Origin of the sequence: Bacteroides cellulosilyticus, from assembly GCF_020091405.1 — a bacterium.
Taxonomy (GTDB): Bacteria; Bacteroidota; Bacteroidia; order Bacteroidales; family Bacteroidaceae; genus Bacteroides.
The window spans coordinates 1,395,167-1,421,697 of the sequence record NZ_CP081903.1; the positions used below are offsets into that span (position 1 = coordinate 1,395,167).

Sequence of the window (26,531 nt, forward strand, 5' to 3'; positions counted from 1 at the left end):
GCAAGACAAAAGTAGAGATTTGATTGAATAACAGATGATACTGTAATCCCTAAAAAGAGAAAAAATGTCCCATTTTACCCGTCAGGAGCATCCAAAACTGTGATAGACACAAAATTTTCAATAATGAGACGAATATATTATTCCACTTATTACTTAGAGATAGCACTACGAACCTATTGACAAACTTTCACACCATAAAAAAGAGCAAAAGAAATATTATTTCAAGAAGATAATACAAGATGCCCATTTCACATTCTATGAAATGGGCATCTCATCCCCCAATATAGGCTGATAATGAATATGAAAGAAAATAATGTTATCAAAAACTCTCAATCAAGAGCTTGGATTACAAGCTTTCCCGCCTTATTTGTAGCCGGCAGAGTAATTTCCAACATTCCTGCATGGGCAGGTCTATACTGAACTGGTTTTCCGTTGAAGAATACTTCATATTGATGTCCTGCATCCATACAGACAATCATACAACGCTCATGAGGTGTTGTCGAATCATCAAAAGAGAGTTCAGCCTTATATGCGGAATGATTCTCATTAAAATCACTCTTCGTAATCCATACCTCAAAACCAGTGGAAACTTTACCCGGCCTATAGTATGCTGCAAACCAATTTAATATAGGAGATGAAAGCCCCGAAAACTGGTGCCACCCTGCTCCTCTCCCCGACGAAATGATGAAATGCTCGAATGTGAAATAACTTTCTTCACACTCCTTCTCCCAATTATCCAGAGCTGTATGTGCCACTCGGTAAGCCTCTTCCCCTTTACCCAAATCTAAAAGAGCCTTCCACATCATCCACTGATGGGGAAACCAGACAGCACCGTTCCAATATCCATCTTCTTTATAATAAGGAGCAGACTGATCGACCGTTGAAAGCCCGACTTTAGTCCACAGTTCGTCAGGAGAAAACAAATGTTCCATCAACCGGTCCACCTGAGCGGAAGAACAGATACCTGCTGCCAAAGGGGTAACCCCATCCAGTCCTTTATTGAAATTAGACCGATCCTTATACCGGAAAATATCTTTCGCATTTCCCAGAGAATCATGGACTACATATCCGAAGTATCCGCTTTCTTCATCCCAAGAGTAAGTTTGCAGGGCGTACGACAAGAGTTTGATGATCCGTTCATACTCCTTCACATCCTTTTTCAGCCCCAGTCCCTTCGCTGCCAGGCGCAGAATCTTCGCCGCCCGCAGATAATAAGCAGAGGTAACCACAGGAGTCACCGATTGATACTGCGATTTATTACCACGTAATGCATGTTGAGGCGGATAATCGTCCCATCCACCGGAATTATAGAAATAATCCCATGTACGAAGCAGACCGGAACCTGCCATTCGGGTAGGTGAATACGGATCAGCTCCGACCATAAAATCAAAATATTGTTTCAGCCTGGGATATAAGAATCTCAGCGCTTCCTGTGACAGGCTGTTATTCCACAAATCAGCATAAGCATACATCTGAATGGGTAACGGGGTACCGTGATGTATGAAAGCCGATTCACTCCCCACCGGAGTTGTATAAGCCTTGATACATTCGAAAGCCTTGACCGGGTCCACATCAATCAGTCCCAACGCAATGAAACCGGAGTCCCAGGTATAAAGGCTGTTCCAATTCTTACCCGGCGTAAAATGTCTGATGTATTCCTTCTGTGTATAAACCGGATATACGATATTCGACAAGAGTGAGGCTTGCAGCAGGCGATTTCCCAGAAGATACTTCTCTCCGCCTGGCAGCACCTGGTCTTCAGGCTTCGCTTTTTCCGCTGAACTGATCCGTGCAACCAGTTTATCCGCTGTCGAATGGAAATCCAGCAATTCCTGCTTCACCTGTTCTTTATTCCCACTGCACACCAGCATGTAAATGGTCTGTTCCGAATCAGGTTTCAGCACGATAGGACGCAAAAAAGCATTGGCATAATGCCAGTTCCTGTCCCCAATCAGCCTTGAAGATACATGTTCATGCACCCTTCTACGGAAGAAAGACTCCAATTCACCGTTCAGTATCTCCCTGACTTCCGAATGTTGGTAGTTCCACGCCACGCCATAATAGTTGCTACAACCCTTATATTTCAAGATAAAATCCTTTTGGGTTTCTCCCACCTCCATTACAGGGGTGAAAGGAATCGGTGCGCGGACTACATTCACATTGTTTATATCGTTAGCATCCCCTATAAAGAACCCATCCAGACTAATTGCAACAGTACTGCCCGAAACAAGTTCCAGTTTATATCCTCCTACCTTCTTTCCATGATAAGGAACTGACAAGAAAGAGAATTCCCCCGTACCTTCCAACTCTACAGACTGTTCCACCAGCCCTTTCAGATGCAGCACGGCACTCTCTCCTTTCTTCATCTTAAACCGGAGACCTATCGCCCCGTCTTCCTGCCCCGGAAGGATGTTTACCAGATAACTCAACCTGTCACCTCTATTCCTGCCGAACCCTCTTCCCAATATGGAACCGTCGAGTGACGAAGTACTACGCTCCTCATTCCGTTGCCATCCGTCATACACCAATCTGTATTGAGGGGATTTACTGGCAGGTTCATTCTCAATATAGTCAATGGCATTATACCATTGCAGACCGGCTGTATCCGAAACCGCTACCTGCGGATATGTCTCAGGATAATCTATATACGCCATCTGATTCAAGACCAGATTTTGGGGCATACTCGTATTGTTAACACAACGTATCCCGACCAGTGTACGGTTATCATCCAATATATGATAGGTAACATCCGTATAAACCCGGTCTTTCCACTCCAGTTCATAGCGATAAGTGATGCGGGTCATCTCCGGATTTATTTCCCACGGATAGTAGGATGATTCGAACAGGACATGCGGCACCAACTGGCGGTTCCGGTAATACCCGGGCATCACCGAAAAGTCAAAACGTATCCCTTTACGCATATCAGGTATGTGCGAGATGCCGGCATAACGTTTCGAGTAAGGCCCCCATGCATGCAATGACGCTATATCATGGCTATTGCCCGAAAAAGGCAAAGGAAAAACAGCTCCTGCACAGTAAAGAGCCAGAAATGCGGCCAGAAATGTCATCAAGTATCGTTTCATCTATTACTATAGCTTTAGTATTCGGCACTATGTGCGCTTTCATCATTAATTTACAGAATCATTTACAGCAATCCTACGTTATGAAACAGTCGTTACCTTAACCTATATCAGTCGTTACTTCATTGCCATTCACTCGTTACTTCATCCCTATTCAGTCGTTACCTCATTATAGAGCATTTTTGCCTACTGTTAATCAAAGAGTTACAAAAGAAACAAAGAGTATTATCCGATTTCATAAATCCCAACAAACAAACCACTGATACCTCATTCAGTAACTCCTATTCCGGACATATCCGGAGTTACTTTTCACCCCAGCAAACGGATTGCAGGAACCATGTTGCCTGCTCGCTCTTCAAACCCTGCCGTTCCAATACTGAAGGCAATTCATGATAACTCTTCCAGAAATCAGCGATCAAAGCGGGCATTTCAGACGGAGCATACATCACAGCCTCATTCAAACTACCCATTCTACCGAACTCTTCTTTGAAGACAATATACGAATTACGATACTTCAGTTGTTCCATAGACCGGGCTACTCTTTTGGATGCCCCTAAAAGTCCGTTCATATCCACCTTCCCGGACGGATAAATGATCTTAATCACTTTTTCCTGGTTACAAGGCAATTCCGGCAAATCTACCAGCAATGCAAAGTCTTCAGCCGAATATCTGTATTCTGTCGGAACTCCATTTACCGTGACGGACTGGGGAAGCAGGGATGAAAGCACTTTCACCGTGAACGGACGGACAAGAGGCATTTCTTTATAGCCACCTTCGCGCTTGCCGATAACAATCGTTTGCTCATTACCACTACGGGCAGAAGTCAGCTTAGTCACGGCATACTCGGATGCATAATTCTTATCATTTCCGTTATCTTCATACAAATTAAATGCCGTTGTACCGCTTCCACCGGGAAACACCGTCACCGCTATCTCTTCGTCATTACCGTTAAGGTTCATCACATTCTCCAGATACAAAGGAAGTATAGCACCCGCCTTTACATAAATTGGATATTCATCAATGGCGAAAGAGCGTTCTACAATCCGGTTACCTTCCAGTAAAGCTCCCGTATGCCATTCGTACCATTCTCCTTCCGGCAACCATACACGTACCTGTGCATAACCATCCTTGGCCGGAGTAGTGACCGGTGCAACCAGAACGTCATCTCCAAACATATACTCATTGCCAAAGTCATAAGCTTCTTTGTTCTCCGGATAATCATAATACATCGGACGGCAAAGAGACAATCCGTCGTCATACCCCTTACGAGCCATGGTGTAGATATAAGGAGCCATCACATAGCGTTGGCGAATCGTTTCACGGATAATATCACAATATTCCTTGTCGAACACCCAGGGTTCTTTATTCAGCTTAGCCCCTTTCTGGGAGTGGGTACGCATAATCGGACTTAATGCTCCGAATTGTAACCAGCGGGTATACATTTCGGGATCTATCTGGCTACCGATATGTCCGCCCAGATCATGACTCCAGTAACCGTACAACACGTTGGAAGCTGTAGAATTGAAATAGGGTTGGAAATCAAGTGACTTCCATGAAATCACAGCATCACCCGAGAATCCGACCTGATAACGATGGTTTCCCAATCCTCCCCAGCGATGGTAGAGCATCGGACGTGTCTCCCGACGTTGCTCCATATCGCTGAAAAATGCATAGTTAATCCACCAGGTATTACTCAGATTCTTCATCTTTGAATCGAACATTCCCTGCTGCCAGTCCAGCCACCAAAAGTCCACTCCGTCTTTTTCCATCGGAGCCAGGATATTCTTGAACATATTCTTCATGAACTTCTTATCTGAATTTATCCAAGGGATCGTCTGCTTTGTAGCCGGGTCTACACCCATGTCCTTAGCCATCTCCGGATATTTCTCTTCATAAGCGGCCACTCCGTCTGCCGGATGCAGGTTGAGTGTCACTTTCACGTTATTCTGTTTCAGGTATTTCAAGAAACCCTGAGGATTCGGAAATAAGTCCCTGTTCCAGGTCCAGCCGGTCCAGCCTCCCTTACCTTTCTCGGTATAATGCCAGTCCATATCCACCACTAACACGTCCAAAGGTATCTGATAAGTATGAAAATTATCGATCAGATTACGGAACTCTTTATCAGAATACAGCCAATAACGCGACCACCAATAGCCAAATGCGTAACGGGGAGGCAACGGCATCTTGCCGGCAAAAAGAGTATAGTCTTTCAAGGCCTGTTTATAGTCATGCCCGTAAGCCATGAAGTACCAGTCTTGCCCTTCATTAGCGGGGCGTTCCTTAGCCCAGTCCCAGTCTGGATCATTATCAAACAAAAGTCCGTGGGAATCGTCAATGAGCGACCAGCCATCGGTTGCCAACAAGCCGTCTTCCAGTTTCAGTTTATCCCCTTTCTTCGTATCAGACACCCAAGTTTGAGTCTGTGTATCGCCGTCCATCCCATCAAGAGTGCGATATGTGCCTTTCAGATTGCCTTTCTGCTGCATTCCGGGCTTCCAGGTGAAGGGGAATACTCCCTTTACAGCTTCGATTATCAAATTATTGTTCGTAAACCGCCCACTGTCTTTTTTATAACGCATTTTCATCTTGGAGGTGGTTATTTCAATCCATGCCCCCCTTGTCTTCAGTTTGTAATCAACCTGCGGATATAAACGGTCTACTGCAATAAAAGACTTGTCGTCTACAAATTTTCCATCCGGAGCATACTCCAAACGGAGCGTTCCATCCGATATGACCGTAAACCGTACATTGTTATCAGTATAAGCAATATTCTGCTGTTCACCCTGCGCTTGCAGTGACAACAGGACACCCTGCAAAATGCAAAGAATAAGTATCAACTTCTTCATCATGGTACTATTGATTTTAAATGGTTTCTGAATTCGATATCTCTTTACGTAACATTAGACTATATGTAATATAACGACAACAAAAATAGGGAATTATATCAGCCTGACACCTTAAAAACGATTCAATAAATAGAAGATTCGTATCAAAACAAAAGATGTAGGATTCTAGCGAATCCTACATCTCCCATTTAAGCAATTATACAACAATGCTTCTTAAGAATTTTCAGCTATTCAAGCAAGGAAGCAATTCTATTCACCGTTCACAATGGCTTTTATTTAGCAACCTCTTGTTCGTTTCTGGTAGGTTGCGGTCCCATATAGGAACGCTTCATACCGCCAAAGTCCAACACAACCTTTTGCAGAACTGTTCCAGCATCTCCACAGATGATTTTCACCGTATGCTTACCCGGTTTATCGATATGGAGAGTGGTCTTGTTGATTCTGCAATTCTTCAATACGCTTTCATACCATATCTGTGCATATTCGAAAGAAGAAGTAGATGGAGTCATTACCGGACCTTCGTCTATACATACACCATATTTGGTTTCAACATTGGTTGCTTCATGTCCGGCATATCCTCTGTCCTTGCTGATGGGGAATGTAGGCAGCACATACGTATAAACGTCTACCGATCCCTGCTCAAACGTATAGAAATCATATTCCAGACGCGGTGTATTACGTCCTGCGGTACGTTGCGCCGGAGCAATAGGATTACCCAACTGTACAGCTGTATTCTCGCATCCCAGGTTCGGAATAATAATCATCTTAATGGCATCATTCTCCACTTTACGGTGGAAACTTGCCGCATCTATCGAAACATATCCGTTGTTTTCAACGAACAGCGTATCCATTTCGGCCAATGAAGGAGAGGTAGGGTTAAAGACGGAGATATAGACACTTTCCTTCTCACCACGATCAGAAGTGATATCCAGTGTTCCGAGTATTCTTTCACCGGCAGGGACTTTTGCCCAGTCGATAGAAACTTCAATACGATCTTCAGTAGCTGTCTCTCCAGATTTCTTGCTAACCAAAATCCAGTCATTTGTTACAGCAGCTTTCCATTTCAGCGGAGTAGCGCCCTTGTTGAATACATCTACATAATAGGACTGGCGCAAGTAAGTGTTAAAACATGGCAATGAGTGGAAACTCTGAAGACCTTTCAGCACAGCTTCACCTTCGGCCATTACGCCTAAAGAAGCAGTAGGAGCCAATTCAACGTCTCTCAATTTCGGAAGTTCAAAATAAGCGGCGGCAAATCCCTGTTTCATCGTCATCACATGATTCCACTTACCGCCAAGCAACGAGTTATAGCCGTTGGTAATTATTTCCAGACTATCATAACAGGCTTTCGCTGATTTCTCCAGTTCTTTGGTTAATGCTCTTTGCTGAATGGAATACCAGCGGTTTCTTTGTCCGTCCAGTATCATTCTGTTCAACAATTCGCATCCTTTCACCGGATAATATAATGACTGGTAGAAACATGCTTTCTGTTTCTCGTCCGACATATTGTTCAGAATCTTCTCTACAATACTTCCAATACGGCGGTATTCATTCAAACGATTGTCTGCCTCACGATAGTTGGTAAGTGAGAAATCCGTATCCGTATTCCGTTCTCTCCCATGCTTATCAGTAGTCCATTGGTAACCCCACCCCATAAATTCGGGTTTACGTGCGAAAGCCAGCTTATAGAAAGAATTAACCACATCCTGATATTCGTTACGGTATTGGTCGCCCAACATACCACACAACCATTCAGTACGGTAGTTGGCTGCCCTTTCAAAGTTAAAAGCATCAATATCGAAAGCCATTGTCAGGAAATAATCTACAGCGAACTCACAGGATTTGATATCACCGGCATTCAGCAACCAGATGCGATCCGCCGTTGCATCATACGCTTTACGAAGTTCTTCATACATCAATGTAGGAGAAACCGTGTTCATCCAAAGATGATCGTGAGGCTTGCCAAGATAAGAAGAATGGTAGTACACACCCGAACGACCCGAACGTTTCTGTTCCTTCGGACTGCTCAAACGTTTCATATAACCATAGTTGTCGTCCGGCCAGATAATTGTTACGTCATCCGGTAATTCCAGACCTTCGTCATATACATCCAGCACTTCTTTATAGGGAGTAAATGCTTGGGGAATCTCTTCACCCGGTTTACCGATGGCATCAATCAACATCTGTCTTTGGGCCATCAAAGCCTCCTGAAGCATATCTTTTCTGTCGCCCATATCATTGCTTGCATTCATGGCTCTGTCATGCAGTCCGCGCAATGCCAGCGTATATACATTTTCAAAGGGAGCACATTCCTTCACGCGTGCATTCAACACGCTGTCTACACCTTTTTTATTATTGATGTAGTCCCACTCACCCATTTTATCACGTTTCCATTCACTTGCGGTATTAAACAATAACGGTTCACAATGAGAAGAACCCATGATGATGGCAAAGCGGTCTGCAACCACTCTGTTCTCGGGAATGCGGTGAAATGCCATAGATGCATCATGCATGGCCGGACACAAATAGTTGGCCTGGAGACGGAGCAACAGTTCGCAAACCTTAGCGTAAGTCCGGGGACCGAAATTACCCACTTCTTTCTCGAAGTTTCTCTTAGACCAACGGTAGAGCCCCCAGTCTTCATCGTTGATGAAGATACCTCTATACTTCACAGTAGGCTCTTTAGATATATATTTATCTACTTTCAGGTGTAACTGATCCTTCTTTACAATGGGAGCGTCTGCCCACCAGTACCAGGGAGATACACCGATAGTCCTCGACACAGACAACAATCCGTAAGCAGCACCTCTGCGGTCGCTACCCACAATAACCAATGCCTTGTCTACACCAGGAAGCGGATTACGAACGAGCTGTACCAGATAGCTTTCCCAACGATTCTTCAAAGGTTCCACATCCAGTTTCTTCTTTGCAATCATCTGGTCAATCCATTCATTATGCCCCAAGGTTCCGACAATAATACAATTCTTCTGAGGAGTTTCCTTGGTAGTAGCAACGCCTAGGATTTGTCCACTCACCTCTTTCACATCATTCGCAAATAGTCCCGCCGTTGTTTTTACAACTTCAAAATCTTGTGCGTCATAGTACACGCAGGCTTTATCCTTCTTGCCTACGAGACTGAATACGTTGGGTCCACTACTATTTTGCGATAGCGAAACCTGAGCCAACGCCACTGAAGAACTCAGCAGCAACATGCCTCCTAATAAAACAGATTTAAAAATACTCATGGTTTATTTATTGATAATTTATAAGTTACTTCTCCATCAGGGCAACCACACACCAAAGGTAAGGTCCTTGTGCATGAAAATCACCGGTACGGCGCGGACGGTCATAATAGTATTGCTTGTCGTTCTTCTTGTTGGTACCGACACAGATTTCTCTCACCTGATTTTTTTCGGTAAGGTAAGTCACCAAAGCCATCCATGCCTTGCGGGCTGCCGGAGCATATTCTTTGGCATCCAACCATCCGTTCTTTACACCTGTAATAAAAGCGAAAGTAAACATAGCAGAACCCGATGTTTCAGTCCAGCATTCAGGATCATCGAGCAACTGATTCCACAGACCTTCCGGGTTCTGATATTCCTTCAGACTTTTCATCATAGTCAGGTAACCTTCCATAATGCGGGGACGGTCTTTGTGCTTCTTGGGCAAATAACGAAGTAATTCTGTCATACCTGCTGCCATCCATCCGTTTCCGCGTCCCCAATAGAAAGGCACATCCGGTGCATGATAGAAGAGACCGTTGGGACGTTGCAGTTCATCCAGATACATCACCATCTCTTTGGCTGCACGATCTATATATTTGCTATCATTGGTCACTTTGTAGGCATGTGTCTGTACAATGGTAATCATGTACATATCGTCAATCCAAAGACGTGTTTGCCACGAATAGCCCTTCTCTGCCCATTCCTTCTCACTTGGTTTGGCATCTTCGGGAACTTCCCATTGGGTATCGGCATAAGGCAATCCCAGTTCTTTGTAGCGTTCATCCTTCGTCACCCAATAAAGCTCCAGAGGCAAACTTCCGAACATATTCAGATCGACATGATTCTTGATGGGCAACAACTCCTTTTCGGTAGTAAACAGATGCTCAAATCTGGCTTGCAAAAGTTTGATGAGCGCTTTGTCTTTGGCCGCCGCTGCATATTTAAGAGAACCGTTCCAATAGAAGGTTTCAGGATAACCAATCCATTTTCCGGCATGCAATGCATGTTTCTCGGTTACAAAACGGTAGGCAATACGTCTGCCGATTTCATCGGGAGTATACCCTTCGGGAAAATTCTTCAGAAGACTAGTCTGAGCGATTAGCAACTGGAAAGATGATAATAAAAATAATAATGCGAATACTTTCTTGTACATAACAATTTGAATTCTATCTATTAAACATTACAATAATTTACTTTCTCTGGAATATCCGTTGATATTACTTCACTTTCGATAGTTTCTTGGTGTCGTCGCACACGGCTACCGCCACTTTGGAGTCTGCACAGCCGTAATAAAGATATAGCTTCTTCTTATAATAGGCCAATCCTTCGATAAACACGGTTCCGTCCTTATACTGCCCGCTCTTCTCAAAAGAAGCTTCGGGCATGAAAAAAGGCTTGTCTAAACGCCCCAATACTTTATAAGGATCTTTGGAATCAAGCAGGAGCTGACCAGCACAATAAGCACCTGCCGGATAATTTGCATCGCCTCTCTTTTTATCATTCTTACCATTATACATCAATACGATGCCTTGTTTGGTACGAATAGCAGGAGGACCACATTCAGTCATCTGGCTGTCGAAGTATCCGTTACGCGGCCTGGCTATTTTCAACAATTCGTTGTTCTCATCCAGCACAGGATACCAGTCTGTAAGATTGTCGGAAGTAGCTGCATGCACGGCATATTCTCCCCAATACATGAAGTACTTACCATCTACTTTATCGATAACCAGTTTCCCACCTTTCACCTTGGTAAGCATAGAGGCTGACTTGGTAGCAATTCTGGCGAAACGCCCGTCATACGCTTTTTCAAAAGCAAGACCGTGCTTGGTCCAGTTCTTCAAATCTCTGGAAGTAGCTACCGCAAGACGGGGAGTCTTCCGGTTCCACGCCGTATAAAGCATCACGTATAATCCGTCTTCGGTCATTGCCACTCGCGGATCTTCACAACCACCCGGACACTCTATACTCTCAAATTCATCTCCACCGGGGAAAAGTACCGGGCTGTCGAATCTCTTCATAGTTACTCCATCCACGCTTTCGGCATACCCGATACGGGAAGTTCTCTTCCCGATGCCTTGTGCCGAGTTATCTTCAGCACGATAGAGCACGACAATCTTTCCATCTTTCACGGTGGCAGCAGGATTGAAAATATCACTTTCCTCCCACTTTACCTGTTCCTTTCGCATCGGACAATAGAAAGAGGTAGGCTGTGGAGTGAGTACAGGATTGACACCTTCAGGACGATGAAATGGGCCAATTACCCAGTTCTCCTGTTCTTTCTTATCGGTATCATCTGAAGAAGGCAGAGTAGAAAAACTACTCAATGACAGCACTCCTATCAAACCGACTATGAGTTTTAACTTCATCTTAATATCTATGTTTTGCATGGTTAAAGTTATCGTTTTATTGACGAATATGTTTATAAATCTCGGTCAATACTTCCAATCTGGTTGTTTTTCCGGGAACAGCCCGGGGCTTAAACCCACATAATGTATTCCAGTCCTGCAATGTCTTTTCATCGACCGTTCCTTGCAAATCCGCATCCCATCCGGGCAAATACCCCCTCAATCCCATATATTGAGCTAAATGGAAATCAGGGTCTCTCGGACGCAAGTCACGAAAGTAAATCAGCGTTGCTTTCTGATCGATCAGCAGATCCTGCAACATGGACATATCCACATCCTGCACAGCCACTTTACAATCAATAGCCAGCGAAGCCGCGATACCTGCTGCCTGCCCCAATGCCATCCAACATGGCTCCATACGCAATGTGGAGAATCCTATATGCGAACCGGATACAGGTACAGGTAATAGCAGATTATCTACATTCCGAGGTAGAATCACGCCCAAGGGCACCGTATACACTGCTGTAGGGTAGCTGATGAATCCATCCAAATGTACTCTTCCGGCTTCCCGCTTTCTGGCAGCATGCGAATCGAGTGCATAATGGCTGGCTGTCACGCTACTGCCATGCAAAGGCGGGCGTTTGCCCGGTGCAGTGGGTAAAGCGTCCTTAGCAGTAAAGAAGTAAACTCCTTCAAAGCGTCTTCCTTCACGTACATAGACCTGGCGGGGAAAATATTCATTATCCTGATATTCGTCTTTAGCCAATCCCCATTCTAGCATTGCTTTACGGAAATGCTCCGGCAATTCCGGATCATTCTGGGCAAACCAGAATAAACCCAATGTATAATCTTTCAGACGTTTGGCAAACTTATCCCTCCACTCCCAGGAAGAAGTAGGCCAAGGCCAGTTCTCTTCCGGCAGATCAGTAGAGATAAATGCAGCATGCTGATTATTGCCATCTGTCTTCTGATTAGGCAGTTTCACGATACTGCTCAGTTTTCTGATTCCCCAACTGTCTCCTGGAAGTTTAGTCTGGTTGCCGCCAGCAATATGACGACGGTTTTCTTCCATCATTTCACCGGTCACTTTCAGCATGGCCCGTTGAGTATTCTTTCCGGTCCATACATCTTCAATCAGTGAAACATATTCGTTCCTGTTATACGATGCCGGCTTCGGAAAAAGAATACGATTATCAGGATCATTAGTCAGGCAAAGGCGATAGTTATATGCCTGGACTGCATTATCAGACTCTCCTGTGCTGCCACTGGCTGGCAGGCTTTTCCAGTATTCATAGGTTCTTCCTGCTCCGGGTTCTCCGAATTCGGCTTTGCTTTCCCTACCTACGCGGAAAGGCACACCTGCCGCAGCACCCAGATCACCTTCATAAGTGGCATCCACAAAGATGTCACCCTGATAAAGTTCTTTCTCTCCATTCTCACGATTCAGTATACAGATGCTTTCAATGCGCCCGTTTCTGAGAGTGATATTCTGATCTTCAGCATCGAACTGCCGCATAAGAAGCACGGTAATCTTATCCTTATGTTCGTTCAGCATATCCTGATAGATAGAGGCTGCAACAGACGGTTCGAAATGAAAGCCGTCACTGCAATCCTTCAGCTGCTGAGAGTTCTTTCCATACCGTTCTGTATAGTATTGCTTGATTCTGGAAGTAAACTCCATGAACAGACCGGTAGTTGCCTCCCGGGTAGCAATATCAGTAGCTCCCAGTCCGTTGGCCGGAAGTCCTCCAATATGTTGGGTACGTTCCAAAATAACCGAGGTCTTGCCCTGCCGGGCCGCTGCAATCGCCGCCATTATGCCACCGGGATTACCGCCTACCACCACAATATCAAAATGATTTTGAGCGGATATCCCCCAGCTGAACAGCAACAGAACAGTAAGAATATGGAATCTATTCACGTTATTTTTTTATTTGAGTTTATACTTCTGAGTAGTTACATTCCAACCCTTCAATACCAGAACAGCTCCCTCAATCAACTTTTCTTCCGCCGTTTCAATGGTGACAGTTTTCTTTTCACCCGGAACCAGAGAGAAAAAGTTATCCGAATAGAACGACGGGCGTATCGGACTCATCTTAGAATTGAGGAATTGCAACTGATTAAAGAAAGCGATACCACCGGAGGTATTCTTCAATGTAATGTCTACGAAATAGCGACCATTTGCCTGACGCGCTTTATAGGAGAGCTTCACATTAGCCGCTTTCAGCTTACTCAAGTCTTCAAATCCTGAAGATGCAGGACCGGTCAGAGTCTTACTGCCTTCATACTTATCATTTGATCTCCAATAAAAGTTGGAAGAAACGTCTTTACCCTTCTCATCCTTCAGCACCAGCTTGATAAAGTGAACCTGAGAGATGTTTTCAGGAAAACGGATGGTCAGTACATCATTGGCTACTCCATCTTCCGGAAGATTCACGGAAGCAGATTCTTCAAATACCTTCCGGCTATTGATATCATATACCCGTGCTATCACTTTGTAATTATTAAAAGAGCGATAATAATCGTTCACCACAGACACTGTATTCTTCAGATAATCGAACTGGGCATGTAGTGGCTCCAATGAATTGGCTGTATGGTACAAAGAAGCAGTGGGTTCCAAAGACCAATCCCACATACGGGAAGATACCTGACGCATGGAGCAGTTATGATACCAGAACAAGAGTCCGGAACAGAAACGATCACCATAATCCAACTTATTGTAATTCCACACTTCCCAGATACTCTTTGAGTTAATGGCACCCAACAGTTGTCCTTTCTGAGCAAACTCATCAATAGAGGATGACTTTCCATAGTTGTTCACCAAATCAGTATACATGGTAGTCATCAAATGGAACCCATTTCCATCCAGGTAATCCCATACCTCTTTATTGATAGGCCAAAGATCTTTTTCATCCATCATCTCACGAAGAATCTCCACTGTGGGAAGTGTAGGCGCACCATACTCCGGATTGAAACCATCGACACGGCTTCCACGCGGAGATGCCGTATTTTCATAATGCTGCATCGGATTCACCTGCTTATACGGACTTCCATCATGCACTCCGGCACATTCTGACTGCATCTGATATCCTCGCGTACCGTCCAGCTTGTTCAATAATTCAGGCGTACCTGTAACCTCGGTACTTTCATTAGAGGCTACATAATAAGCCAGAGAAGGATGATTGCGGATACGTTTCACAGTAGATGCCACATTATCCAGATAATTGCCCTTATCGTTCGGATGGCGTGTATCACCCGTCATCCAGAATTCCTGCCATACCAGCAGTCCCATCTCATCACACAACTGGAAGAAATAGTCGGATTCGGCAATACCACCTCCCCACATGCGTAAGAGATTGACACCCGACTGACGGCTATATCGCAGTTCGGCATACGTACGCTCGTCAGAAGTTCTCAACATAGCTTCCGGTATCCAGTTCGTTCCACGGATAAAGAGACGCTTGCCATTGACATAAAAAACACGTGACTTATCAGGCGTATTCGTATCGGAAGTAATCTCACGAATACCGAATTTTGTTTTAACCGAGTCGCAGACTACTCCATCGATGGATACGGTCATTTTCAACTCATACAGGTTTTGAGGACCTTTGTTCACAGGCCACCACAAACGAGGAGAGTTAATCACTAATTGAGGAAATTCATCCGGAGAAAAAGACAAGATTTTCTCTTCTCCACGCAAAACTTTAAGCTTTTTCTCGAAAGTTATATTTTCACCTGTAATCTCACCTCTTACCGTACAATTAATTCCGCTAAATCCGGTAGTAGGATTTACAACTTCCACAGAAATGAACTCACGTGCCTGGTCATAACCGGGTTTACGCAGTTCAGACTTCACAAAAGGATGACGTAACGCTACTTTACCGGTAGCATAGAGAGAGATGTTTTTCCAGATCCCCGTATTACGGTCGCGGATACCATCCATGAAAGTAAAATCCCAGCCTACGGTCATCAACATAGTAGTGTTCAATCCGATATTTCCGTTTCCACCATTGTGGAACTCACCCACTGCACCCCAGGATTTGGGTTTGGCACTGCCGGGGACATCAACCGGATATACTTTTATAGCCAATGCGTTAGCCTTATCTATCTTCACAAAGTCAGTCACGTCAATATAATCCTGCATAAACATACCTTTAATAGTACTGAGCAGATTTCCATTCACCCATACTTCGGCACGATAGTTGATACCATCCACTTGCAACCAGACATGTTTTCCTTCAAATGATTTGGGAACTGTAAATTCAGTCCGGAACCAGTAGGTATAAAAGTCACGACCGGTTTCAGAGATATCCGGTATTAATTTGGATTCGATCTTATTGTTGATTCCGTAATAAGGTTCCGGATATTTCCGGTTATGTACCAATGAATTCAGAACTGTACCGGGCACAATGGCAGGCAACCAGTTCGCGGTCGGGTAATCTGACAATGATACCTTTTCTCCAGGATCTGCTACATCTCCTGCCTTTATCATTTTCCACTGATAGTCTCCATTATGGGTAATTTTCGAGTCGAGCCAGAGGCGTTCAGAGTCTCTGACATCATTTACTTTGGTTTGTCCGGTTACTACTGTCGAATAGGAAAACAACAGTACAACAAAGGTAAGGGCCTTCACCCAACTGCTTATGTTCATCTTATAAGTATAAATAGATTTTCGATATGAGATTATTAAAGTAATGCTATCTTATTCCTCCAAAAGTGCAACGGCACACCAGAGGTAAGGAGCTTGTCCATGATAATCACCTACATTTTGTTTGCGATCATAGTAATACTGTTTGTCGTTCTTCTTATTGGTACCTTCGCAAACAGATTTCACATTATCATTTTCATCTATGTATTTCACCATAGCCATCCATGCTTTGCGGGCAGCGGGTGCATATTCCTTGGCATCCAACCAGCCATTCTTCACTCCTTTAATGAAAGCAAAAGTAAACATGGCAGATCCCGAGGTTTCGAGCCAACAATCGGGATGGTCCAGCAACTGATGCCACAAACCGTTTGAAGACTGATATTTCTTCAGACTTTTCATCATGGTACGGTAACCGTGCAGAATACGTGGACGATATTCACTGTCTTCGGGCAAGCTGCTCAACAATTCAGCCATACCGGCAGCCATCCATCCATTACCTCTTCCCCAATAGAAAGGAACATCCGGAGCATGATAGAAAAGGCCATTCGGACATTGCAGTTCGTCCAGATACATCACCATCTCTCTTGCAGCACGATCTATATATTTACGATCACCGGTAACTCTGTAAGCCTGAGTCTGCACAATAGTAATCATGTACATATCGTCAATCCACAAACGGGTCTGCCAGGAATAACCTTTCCGGTCCCATTCTCTTTCTTTCGGTTTGGCGTTTGCAGGGAGTTGCCATTGAGTATCGGCATAAGGAAGACCCAATTCCAGATAGCGTTGGTCCTTTGTAATCTTATACAATTCCAAAGGTAAGCTACCGAACATATTTACATCCACATGATTCATGATAGGCAATAGAGCCTTTTCTGTTGTGAACAGAAGTTCAAATCTGTTCTGCAAAAGCTTCACAAGTTCCTGATCATTGGTAAGTGCAGCAAACTTTAGCCCTCCATTCCAGGTAAAAGTTTCCGGATAACTAATCCACTTTCCAATATGAAGCATGTGCTTTCCATCTACAAAATGATATGCAAGACGTTTACCGACTTCTTTAGGGGTATATCCCTCGGGAAAATCGGTCAATAAACTTGTTTGAGCGAACACGAACTGAAAAGGAAGTAAAAACAGCAATAATAACGACTTCTTACACATAAGGTTAATTCTTTATTTATTAGACATTAAGAAACACATAATTGTTATCATGGTATAATCTCTTATGAGACGGTTACAAAGATAGCGCACAGTATCTTCTCAATACGAAATAAGCATTCCAATAAATAGAAAAAACATCTCAAAATCGCATAAAAGCCACAATTTTATTCCAAATAAAGCCACTAAATATCAGTCATCAATGAATTTGTTCACTCCGTCATCCTGAGCTTGCTGAAAAATCTCATTTCTTTGCACAAGTTACTTCTTACTTACTTTAGTCGGAGCGTCCGGAACATCCGGTGCATGAGTTTAAACTTTCCCTGCAATTAGTTGTATAGATAGGACGTGCAGCATCTATATATCGGACGTATTGCATCTATATATCCAATGTGTTGCATCTATATATCCAATACGTTGTATCTATATATCCAACGCCACCGACATATAGATGCAAAACGAACAGAAAAAAGAAAGACGTTCAAGACTTCCAATACCGATGATTTAACTCATACACCGGAAATTCCGGATGCCCCCTTTAGCCGGCAAAATCCTTCGGAAGCACCCCAAATTGCTTCAGGAAGCATTTAGAGAAATAAGAAGAAGAATTGAACCCGACCATATAACAGATTTCATTGATACGGCTCTCACCTTCTTTCAATAATTGGGCGGCACGCTTCAAACGTTCTATGCGTAAATACTCATTAGGACTCAAGTCTAATACTCCCTTCATCTTACGATAGAAACTGGAACGACTCATATTCAGGCTCTCTGCCATATCATCCATACTGAACTCCTGGTTTGACAGGTTAGAAAGAATTATTTCGTTCAGCTTCTTGATAAATTCTTCATCAGCCTTAGTCAATGCCATTGTATTGACCGCAACAAAAGGAGATTTAGCAAAATCCCTGCGAAGCTTCTCCCGGTTATTTATCAGATTGGAAACCACAGCCAGGAGATATTCCGGTGAAAAAGGCTTTTCAATATAAGAGTCCGCTCCCAGTTCCATTCCCTCAATCTTAGACTGGATATTTGTCTTTGCAGTTAAAAGTATAATAGGAATATGGCTATAACCTACATTCGATTTTATAGTCTTGCAAAGTTCAAAACCATCCATCAACGGCATAACGACATCACTCACCACCAGATTTACGAAATTACTATCCAAAGCTTCCAAAGCCTCTTTACCATTGGTAGCGGTGATTACAGCATACTGAGACGATAACTGACGTTCGATGAAAGCGAGCATTTCCGGATTGTCTTCTACAACCAAAACCATATGTTTGCTTTCTTTCGAATGTTTCCCTTCCAATTTATCATCCGGATAGGATTCACCGGATGTTTCCGCTTGCAACTCTGCATCTTTATTCTCTACATCAGAATCCAAAGCTATGACCATATCCTGAATGATAGGAAGTGTCAAGCGGAAAATGTTCGCTTCTTCTCCTTGAACCATGACCAAAGTACCGCGATGGAGCTCTGCCAACGAACGGGAAAGAGCCAAACCGATACCCGCGCCTGTAGTAACCTTTCCCTCTTCCTTCTGGCTAAAACGGACAAAAGGCTGAAAGATCTCCTCTTTCATCTCATCAGGAATGATTACTCCGTCGTTCTTAGTCACCACATAGAAAGCCTGCTTTTCCTGATCTACCTCCAGCTTTATATGCATATAACTATCAGCATACTTCATTCCATTATTTAAAAGATTACTTATAATCTTCGTAAAAGCTTCACGGTTGACATGCGCACAGAAGTTTTCATCCGGCAACTCCAATGTAAAGTCGAGACCTTTCTGGCGCGAAAGAGAACTAAATCGCATATAAGTCTCTCTCAAAACATTAGTAATATCACATTTGGTAAAGTTCAGACTGTATCCCTGACTCTCTACCTTTCTGAAATCCAGAAGTTGGTTCGTCAGGTTCAGCAACCTTTCCGTATTATGCTGCATGATATTCAGATCCTCATGAGTTTCCGGATCCAAATGCTTTTTCAGAATGATATTCTCCAAAGGTCCTTTTATCAATGTCAGCGGAGTGCGGATTTCATGTGCTACATTCGTAAAGAAATCTATCTTGGCATTATAAATCTCACGTTCTTTTTCCTGTTCGAACTTCTCAAGCTGACGACGGTGCTGCCTGCTGCTACGTTGCTTGAAATACCAGAAAGTATATACAAAGCAAACAATAAACAACAATAAATAAATGCAATAAGCCCAGATGGACAGATAAAAAGGAGGACGGATATGGATATATAACAACTGTTCTTCAGGTCCCCAAATACCATCACTATTGGATGCTTTCACACGAAACTGATAATCACCATGCCACAGATTGGAATAAGTCACAATAGGGCTTTCCCCCACAGTTATCCAGTCCTTATCAAAGCCATCCAATCTGTACATCAATTTATTCATTTTCGGCACCTGATAACCCAGGGCTGCAATACGGAAGGAAAATGAGTTCTGATTAGCCTGAAGGGCAATGCTGTCCGAGAAAGTAATGCTCTTATCAAGAGGAGTACTCTCTTCATCGGCACGAACTTCTTTATTAAACAGCATAAAATCGGTAATCACCACCGGCGGCAGGTTCTTATTCTCTGTAAATGTCTTAGGATTAAATACAATAAATCCATCAATACTACCCAGATAAATGTTACCGGCTTCATCCTTATAGCTGGAACGATAGTTAAATTGATCGCCAAGCAATCCATTGGCCGTAGTATATCCCTTCACCTGTTTAGTTACAGGGTTAAAACGTACCAACCCACTATTCGTAGTCAACCAGAACAAACCCTCCGCATCTTCTACGATCTGGTAAACGACATCATTAGGCAATCCGTTGGATGAATTATAGCTGGTAAAAGTCTCCGTTTCAGGATGAAACAGACAGAAACCACCTCCCTGCGTAGTCAGCCAGATCTGACGATGGGAATCTTCAAAAATACTCAAAACCTTATCATAAGGAAGGCTCTCTTGATTACCCTCATTGTGCACATAGTTTTTCCATCTCTTTTCATTCACATTATAGCAATAAGCGCCATTCGCATAGGTTGCCAGCCACAGGTTACCGCCCGAATCCTCCTTTATATCATATACAAACCTGCCTGCCAGTTCTGTAATCCTTTCAAAGTCATCCGTTTGCCCATTGTATTTTAACAGACCGAACATCGTTCCCAAATAAATATCACCAGTCGTTGTTCTGCAAATAGCAAAGATGCTGTTATCAATTAATGAACGCGGAGAATCATTTTTCTGGTAGGTTTTCAGGATATTACCGGTATTAGTATCTACAATTTTCAAACCTTTAGAGAAAGTTCCAACCCACAACTTATCACCCACCATACAGAGCCCATGAATATTCGTAAATCCAGAACTAGGTGCAAAGAATGAGAAGGTCTTGGTACTCGGATCAAAACGGTTCAAGCCACCATCTTCGGTACCAATCCATAATATGCCCTTATTATCCTGACAAAACTCACGGACCCGCTTACCTTGCAAATTATTGTCCCCATCTTTCGGATAATACTTCTCAAAATAAGTATAGGATTTCGGATAATAATCTACTCCTCCAAAATATGAACCTACCCAGATACCACTTTCACGATCCTCGCACAACGAATAAACGGCATTATCGGACAACGAATAAGGATCATCCTTAGAACTATGCAGATGCACATACTTGTCCGTACGAAGATTGTAGATATAAACTCCCGATTCAGCCCCTATCCACAGTTCATTATCCGAATTTACCAACAGGTCACGGCTATATACCATTTCACCGGTTTCATCCATCAACAGCAAATTTCTCAGGTTACCGGAAGTCAGATTCAACTCCTGCACTCCCTTTCTTATGGAACTTATATAGATGCAATTATACGCTCCCGGAACTATCTTCATGATAACATCATCCTTAAAAACCTCATCACTATCCTTCGGGGAAAGATAAGGGTGAAGCGTTTTTAAATTATCCTTGGAATAGAACAGCCCATTGCCATAAAATCCTACCCAGATTGTTCCACTATTATCAAAAGCAACGCTCTGTACATTGGCTGAGAACTCATTCAATGTATAATTATGAAGTTGGCCTTTTTGCGGCTCATAACAGAAGAGTCCCTGTGTTTCGACCGCTATCCATACCCGGCCCTGTTTATCTCCCGAAATAGCGGAAACAGTCCGTTCTATCTTTGTATTTTCCCCACTCAGACGGTCAAATGGAATAAAAATCTCCTGGTCAGAATAATAAATATACACCCCGGCATCTGTACCAACCCAGATATTCCCTTTATTGTCCTGATAAAGACAAGTCACGAAATTGTTTCCCAAACTATGATTATCAGTCATATCACGCTTAAAGTTCCGGAATGACATCCCATCGTATCGGCTCAGACCACCCTTGGTACCAAACCACATAAATCCCATCTTGTCCTGTATAATTGCATTGACTGTAGTCTGGGATAACCCATCCTGAATACTGAGGTTTTTGAAATAGTAATGTTCATCTGCTGCTTGTGCCCAGCAAATGATATAGCAAAGAAAACTAATAAGGGCTATTATTCTTTTCTTCATTTTCGTGCTTTTTATAGATTCATACGTCAAATATAGCCCAATTTGGCGATAAACAATAAAAGAAACATTTCAATAAATAGAAATATCGTCCCTTTAAGATTTAAGAGAATCAATCAAACAACGGCTTATAACAGAACTTCGATAAAAATAGCCCTTTTCATCGAAGTTCTGTGACTCAAAACAATCCTCATTCCACAAGTTTAGGGGTTATATACTCTTCACTAATTCTCATGCGGTCCACTCCATCGACATTTTCAAACGAAACTTCTCCGATGTACATGGCACGCGGATGAATGTTATCCTTATCTTTATGAGCATGATAGACTATGCGAAGCTTGCCGGCTTTATCCGTAAACATAGCACTATGCCCCACTCCAACCAGCTTACCGGGCTTTTGCAATAAAGGGTTTTCATCATACTTCGTCCATGTACCCATCAGATCGGTAGCCGTAGCACAGCCTACACCATAAAATGGACTTTCATAACTGTTAGCCGAATAAGACATATAATAAATCCCATTATGCTTAAGAATATAGGAACCTTCATTCACGCGAGGCCAGACTTTCTCCCATTCCTGAGTTACATGGAGGCAAGGATGCATTGTCTCTTTCTTGATAGTAACCAAATCCTTTTCCAACTCTGCTATCCAAATGTTGTTACCGTCATTGAAACGTACAAAAGATAAATAGGGCGTACCGTTATCATCTATAAACAGAGAATTGTCAATACACTTCTCATCAGCAATCATCGGCTCCTTCTTATCCTGAACAAACGGTCCCGTGGGAGAGTCCGCAACCGCTACACAGATATGTTCATCTGCCGAATAATACATATAGAATTTCCCATTTACAAAATAAATCTCAGGAGCCCAAAACCAACGGTCCGCCCAGGAATCTTCCTTATTCAATGCCAACCCTCCATACTTCCAGGTCAGCAAGTCATCGGAGGTGTAAAATTCAATTCCTTTATTCGAATGCGTACCATAGGCATAGTATACTCCATCGTGCAGCAAAATGAACGGATCGCCCAAAGGCACAGGCGTTTCAGTGGCATTGACAACAGCATTGTCAGCACTCTTTTTAGAGGAACATTGACAAGATGCCAATGTTCCAAACATAAACAAACAGACAAGAAATAAATTCTTTTTCATACAATTCTATTTCGATAATACTCTATTGACACAACCTGAATACATTCTTCATTAGTCAGTAAAATGATAGTTATAGGGGTTCCGCTTAAAATGATAACGGTGTCTTGGCAATGGCAACGGGTCCTGCAAACGCAATTCCCAGGCCAACAATTTTGTCAGCAACTCGCTCTGCTTATCTATCAACTTGGGATTTCCAAATAAATTATTAATTTCATACGGATCTTTCTTCAAATTGTACAGTTCCCCTTTTCCATAACTATTCATAATCAGTTTCCAGTCACCCATACGTACCATTCGGGAAGTTCCACTTTGAGTCCATGTATTCAGTTCGTCAAAATGAGCCACTTTATTGGGGCCCAGTGCACCTTCCTGCTCGAAAGTCAAGTTATCGTCCAAAGGAACATCCTCTCCGCCAAAACCTAACTGTACAACAACGCTTGAGAACTCTTCTTTCGGATATTCTTTACCCGTCAACATAGGCCATAAACTCCGTCCCTGAACACCTACCGGTATTGAATCACCTATCGCAGTACAGAAAGTAGGAAAAAGATCGGCCAACGAAACATGCGCATCCAGAGCCTTAGGTTGCTTCTTTATCTGATAGCCTGCCCAAACCATCGGTATTCTGGTTAGAGACTCAGACAAGCCTACCCCCTTACGAATTAGTCCGTATTCACCGCAATAATCTCCATGATCGGACAGGACAACGATGATCGTTTTCTCAAATAACCCCTTTTCCTTCAGATCCTCAACCAAACGTTTGATCTGATCATCAATGAGACGAATCATTCCCATATAATTCCCACGCAACCGAGGCAGGTCTCTTTCAAGATCAGGACAAGAAGCGTCTTCCAGCTCCGCCAGAATCTGATACTTTTCTCCCTTCTTTAATACATCCTTACGTGAAGTCTTCACAGCCGGAATCTTATCCGGTGCAAACATTGAGTAATAAGGTTCACAGACCTGATACGGATTATGCGGTTCAGGGAATGATACCCATACAAAGAACGGATTGTCCTTCTGGCTGTCTATCCATTCTATGGCCTCATCCACAATTCTCGTAGGTTGCTGATCTTTCAAAGGTATAGGCGAAGGTTCCAGATACTGCCCGACTGCCTCTTTAAAGAATTTGGAAATAGCACGCTCTCCCTCCGTCACCGGCTTATTCTTCCCCCAGTGGGAATATTCAGACCAGAAATCCATATCCTTTGAGTTCAGATAAGCATGATTCTTACCTACTAAAGCTGTTTTATAATGATTCTCCTTCAGAACAGTTACCAAGTCTTTCGCATAATTAATGTCACGCACATTGTGATTGGTACGTACATGAGTTGCAGTTGGAAAACGGCCGGTAAACATGGAACAACGTGCAGGAGTACTGGCCGGCATAACCGTATACGCTTTATCGAACCAAGCGTTCTGATGTGCCAATTCATCGACAAATGGAGTAATATCCATAGGAAAACCTTCGCGTCCACACAAATCGGCACGTTGCTGGTCTGTCATTATCACTACGATATTAGGTTTATCTGTCTGTGCAAACAAAGACAAACCTATTCCCTGGAGAACGATTCCCGAAAAAAGATGCTTTCTAAAATTCATAACTATCTGATTTTAATTAATAACCATATAAAAATAACACATACTCCATAACCCCTATAAAGAGATTATGAAGTATGCAGAGACTCAATCATATCAATCCCAACCCGGATTCTGCACCATATTAGGATTCATTTGCATTTCTCTCGCCGGTATCGGAAGACTCCAGTAATGATCTCCTCCCCAGGCATAATTATTAGTTCTGGTTCCCCATATCTGGGTCATACCGTTCATTTTGCCTTCCTTATCCTTATAGAACTTCAGATCTTTCCAGGTCCTCCAACGAATCTCATCGAAATAAATCACGTCTTCACCTATTAATTCCCAATGGCGTTCGTTCATGATACGCTGGTGCATATCTGTTTTTCCTGTAACCTGAGTAAATTCATTGGTTCCCAGTAACTGGGCTCCTGCCCTTTCGCGCACTTCATTCACTTTGCTTATAGCTCCCGGAAGATCATTCAATTCATTCAATGCCTCCGCCCAATTCAACAGAACATCCGCATAACGGATAAACGGCAAATCCAATTCAGAATATATGTTCGGTAACTCTAATCCTTCACCTACAAACTTACGATTTAAGTAATAGAACTTCAAACTTGTATCTGTTTTCAAATCTCCGTATGTGGTATAAGAACGGAAAGGATAACGCATCACATACTCTTTAGGAGTTCCTTCAACCCCACCAAGAAAAGAAGCATAGGGAGTTATAACAGACATTGCCATTCTCGGATCACGGTTTTCATAAGCTTTTTTAATCCTCTCCTCGTTACCGGAAGCATCATATTGGGACATATCAGCTCCCGCAGCTACTGCGTTCTTTCTTTCAGTTTCCGTGATGTTATTCCGCAGGAAATACACCATACGCTTATCAATGCCCATATCATTATATCCGGGGATAATGTCATCCCAATTGAACTTACTACCGTCTCTATTTTCGTAAGACTCGGCAAACTGCGGGTTTATAATATAATTATTCCATCCCAATCCATTGCCTGAAGGGTCAGGCGGCAAGCATCTGTTACCGAAACCTCTGTTCTTTTTCTGCGTATAATCCGGATGGTCCAGACACTGCAAAGAGAATATCATTTCATCGCAACGCTCATTTTCCACCTTAAACAGCTTCTTGTACGACTCCTCACCCGCACCTTTATAGAGCGTGTATCCACAATCCTTTACTGCCTGAAAATCATCAGCTGCTTTCTTCCACTCTTTCATCCACAGATACACCTTACCTCTTAAAGCATAGGCTGCACCTTTCGTAATATGCCCATAATTGGCATCATCCGAACTGTATTTATCCGGCAGATTCGGATTATTGATACAGGAAGTCAGATCATCCACTATATACCCCCAGACTTCATCCTGAGTGGAACGTGCCAGTTTTGCCTCATCAATATCCTTAATCGGATCCTTATAGTAAGGAACTCCATTATACAAGATATTCAGCCTGTAATACCACCAGCAACGCAGAAACATACATTCTGAAATATAGCGGCTTCTTTTATTCTCATCAAATCCCTCGACCGTAGGCAGATTGCCAATCACATCATTTGCCTTGATAATTCCCTTGTAGAATCTCTGCCAGGGAGCAGAACTTCCCTTAACAGAGCTCGGAGAATTTGTCGCGAATAAGAAATTAAAAGTAGGAGCTATACCTATACCGTAGTCCATAGTACTGGACCATATATCAAACCATCCGTTGGCAACATCGCTATAATCCACATACAGTTGATTATACACACCCGCTATCGTCTGTTCCGCCAAGGTAGGAGTCGACCATACATTCCCTTCCGCCGGCTTTCCATTGGGTGACAAATCCATATCTACGCAACCTGCGGTTGACATTCCCACAAGGACCACTGCGGCCATTGTTTTCATCAGACTTCTTCCTCTGTTTATATTAATCTTGTTCATATC

General features: G+C 43.1%; 12 protein-coding genes. All 12 read right to left on the bottom strand.

The features are described from left to right. Positions 1-329: 329 nt before the first annotated feature. A complete protein-coding gene (locus K6V21_RS04865; protein ID WP_224321021.1) occupies positions 330-3,083 on the bottom strand; it encodes an MGH1-like glycoside hydrolase domain-containing protein in 2,754 nt (917 codons plus the stop codon). Positions 3,084-3,382: 299 nt separating this feature from the next. After that, positions 3,383-5,929, bottom strand: coding sequence for a glycoside hydrolase family 31 protein (locus K6V21_RS04870; RefSeq protein ID WP_224321022.1), 2,547 nt, complete (start codon positions 5,927-5,929; stop codon positions 3,383-3,385). Positions 5,930-6,198: 269 nt separating this feature from the next. Continuing rightward, positions 6,199-9,171 (bottom strand): glycosyl hydrolase 115 family protein, encoded by a 2,973-nt coding sequence (locus tag K6V21_RS04875; protein ID WP_224321023.1) that lies wholly within the window; start codon positions 9,169-9,171, stop codon positions 6,199-6,201. Positions 9,172-9,196: 25 nt separating this feature from the next. Continuing rightward, complete coding sequence (locus tag K6V21_RS04880; RefSeq protein WP_224321024.1) at positions 9,197-10,303, bottom strand: glycoside hydrolase family 105 protein; 1,107 nt, start codon at positions 10,301-10,303, stop codon at positions 9,197-9,199. A 64-nt stretch (positions 10,304-10,367) separates the two neighbouring features. After that, positions 10,368-11,516, bottom strand: coding sequence for a glycoside hydrolase family 130 protein (locus tag K6V21_RS04885; protein WP_224321025.1), 1,149 nt, complete (start codon positions 11,514-11,516; stop codon positions 10,368-10,370). 37 nt (positions 11,517-11,553) lie between these two features. After that, complete coding sequence (locus K6V21_RS04890; protein WP_224321026.1) at positions 11,554-13,416, bottom strand: FAD-dependent oxidoreductase; 1,863 nt, start codon at positions 13,414-13,416, stop codon at positions 11,554-11,556. Positions 13,417-13,425: 9 nt separating this feature from the next. Further along, entirely contained in the window at positions 13,426-16,146 is a 2,721-nt protein-coding gene (locus tag K6V21_RS04895) for a glycoside hydrolase family 2 protein (RefSeq protein WP_224321027.1), read from the bottom strand. A 51-nt stretch (positions 16,147-16,197) separates the two neighbouring features. Continuing rightward, complete coding sequence (locus K6V21_RS04900) at positions 16,198-17,301, bottom strand: glycoside hydrolase family 105 protein (RefSeq protein WP_224321028.1); 1,104 nt, start codon at positions 17,299-17,301, stop codon at positions 16,198-16,200. A gap of 535 nt (positions 17,302-17,836) precedes the next feature. After that, entirely contained in the window at positions 17,837-21,862 is a 4,026-nt protein-coding gene (locus K6V21_RS04905; protein WP_224321029.1) for a hybrid sensor histidine kinase/response regulator transcription factor, read from the bottom strand. Between the two features lie 187 nt (positions 21,863-22,049). Beyond that, positions 22,050-23,012, bottom strand: coding sequence for a glycoside hydrolase family 43 protein (locus K6V21_RS04910; RefSeq protein WP_224321030.1), 963 nt, complete (start codon positions 23,010-23,012; stop codon positions 22,050-22,052). A gap of 51 nt (positions 23,013-23,063) precedes the next feature. Then, entirely contained in the window at positions 23,064-24,614 is a 1,551-nt protein-coding gene (locus K6V21_RS04915) for a sulfatase (protein WP_224321031.1), read from the bottom strand. Between the two features lie 93 nt (positions 24,615-24,707). Next, positions 24,708-26,528: a RagB/SusD family nutrient uptake outer membrane protein gene (locus K6V21_RS04920; RefSeq protein ID WP_217712834.1), complete on the bottom strand. Its 1,821-nt coding sequence runs from the start codon at positions 26,526-26,528 to the stop codon at positions 24,708-24,710. Positions 26,529-26,531: the final 3 nt, after the last annotated feature.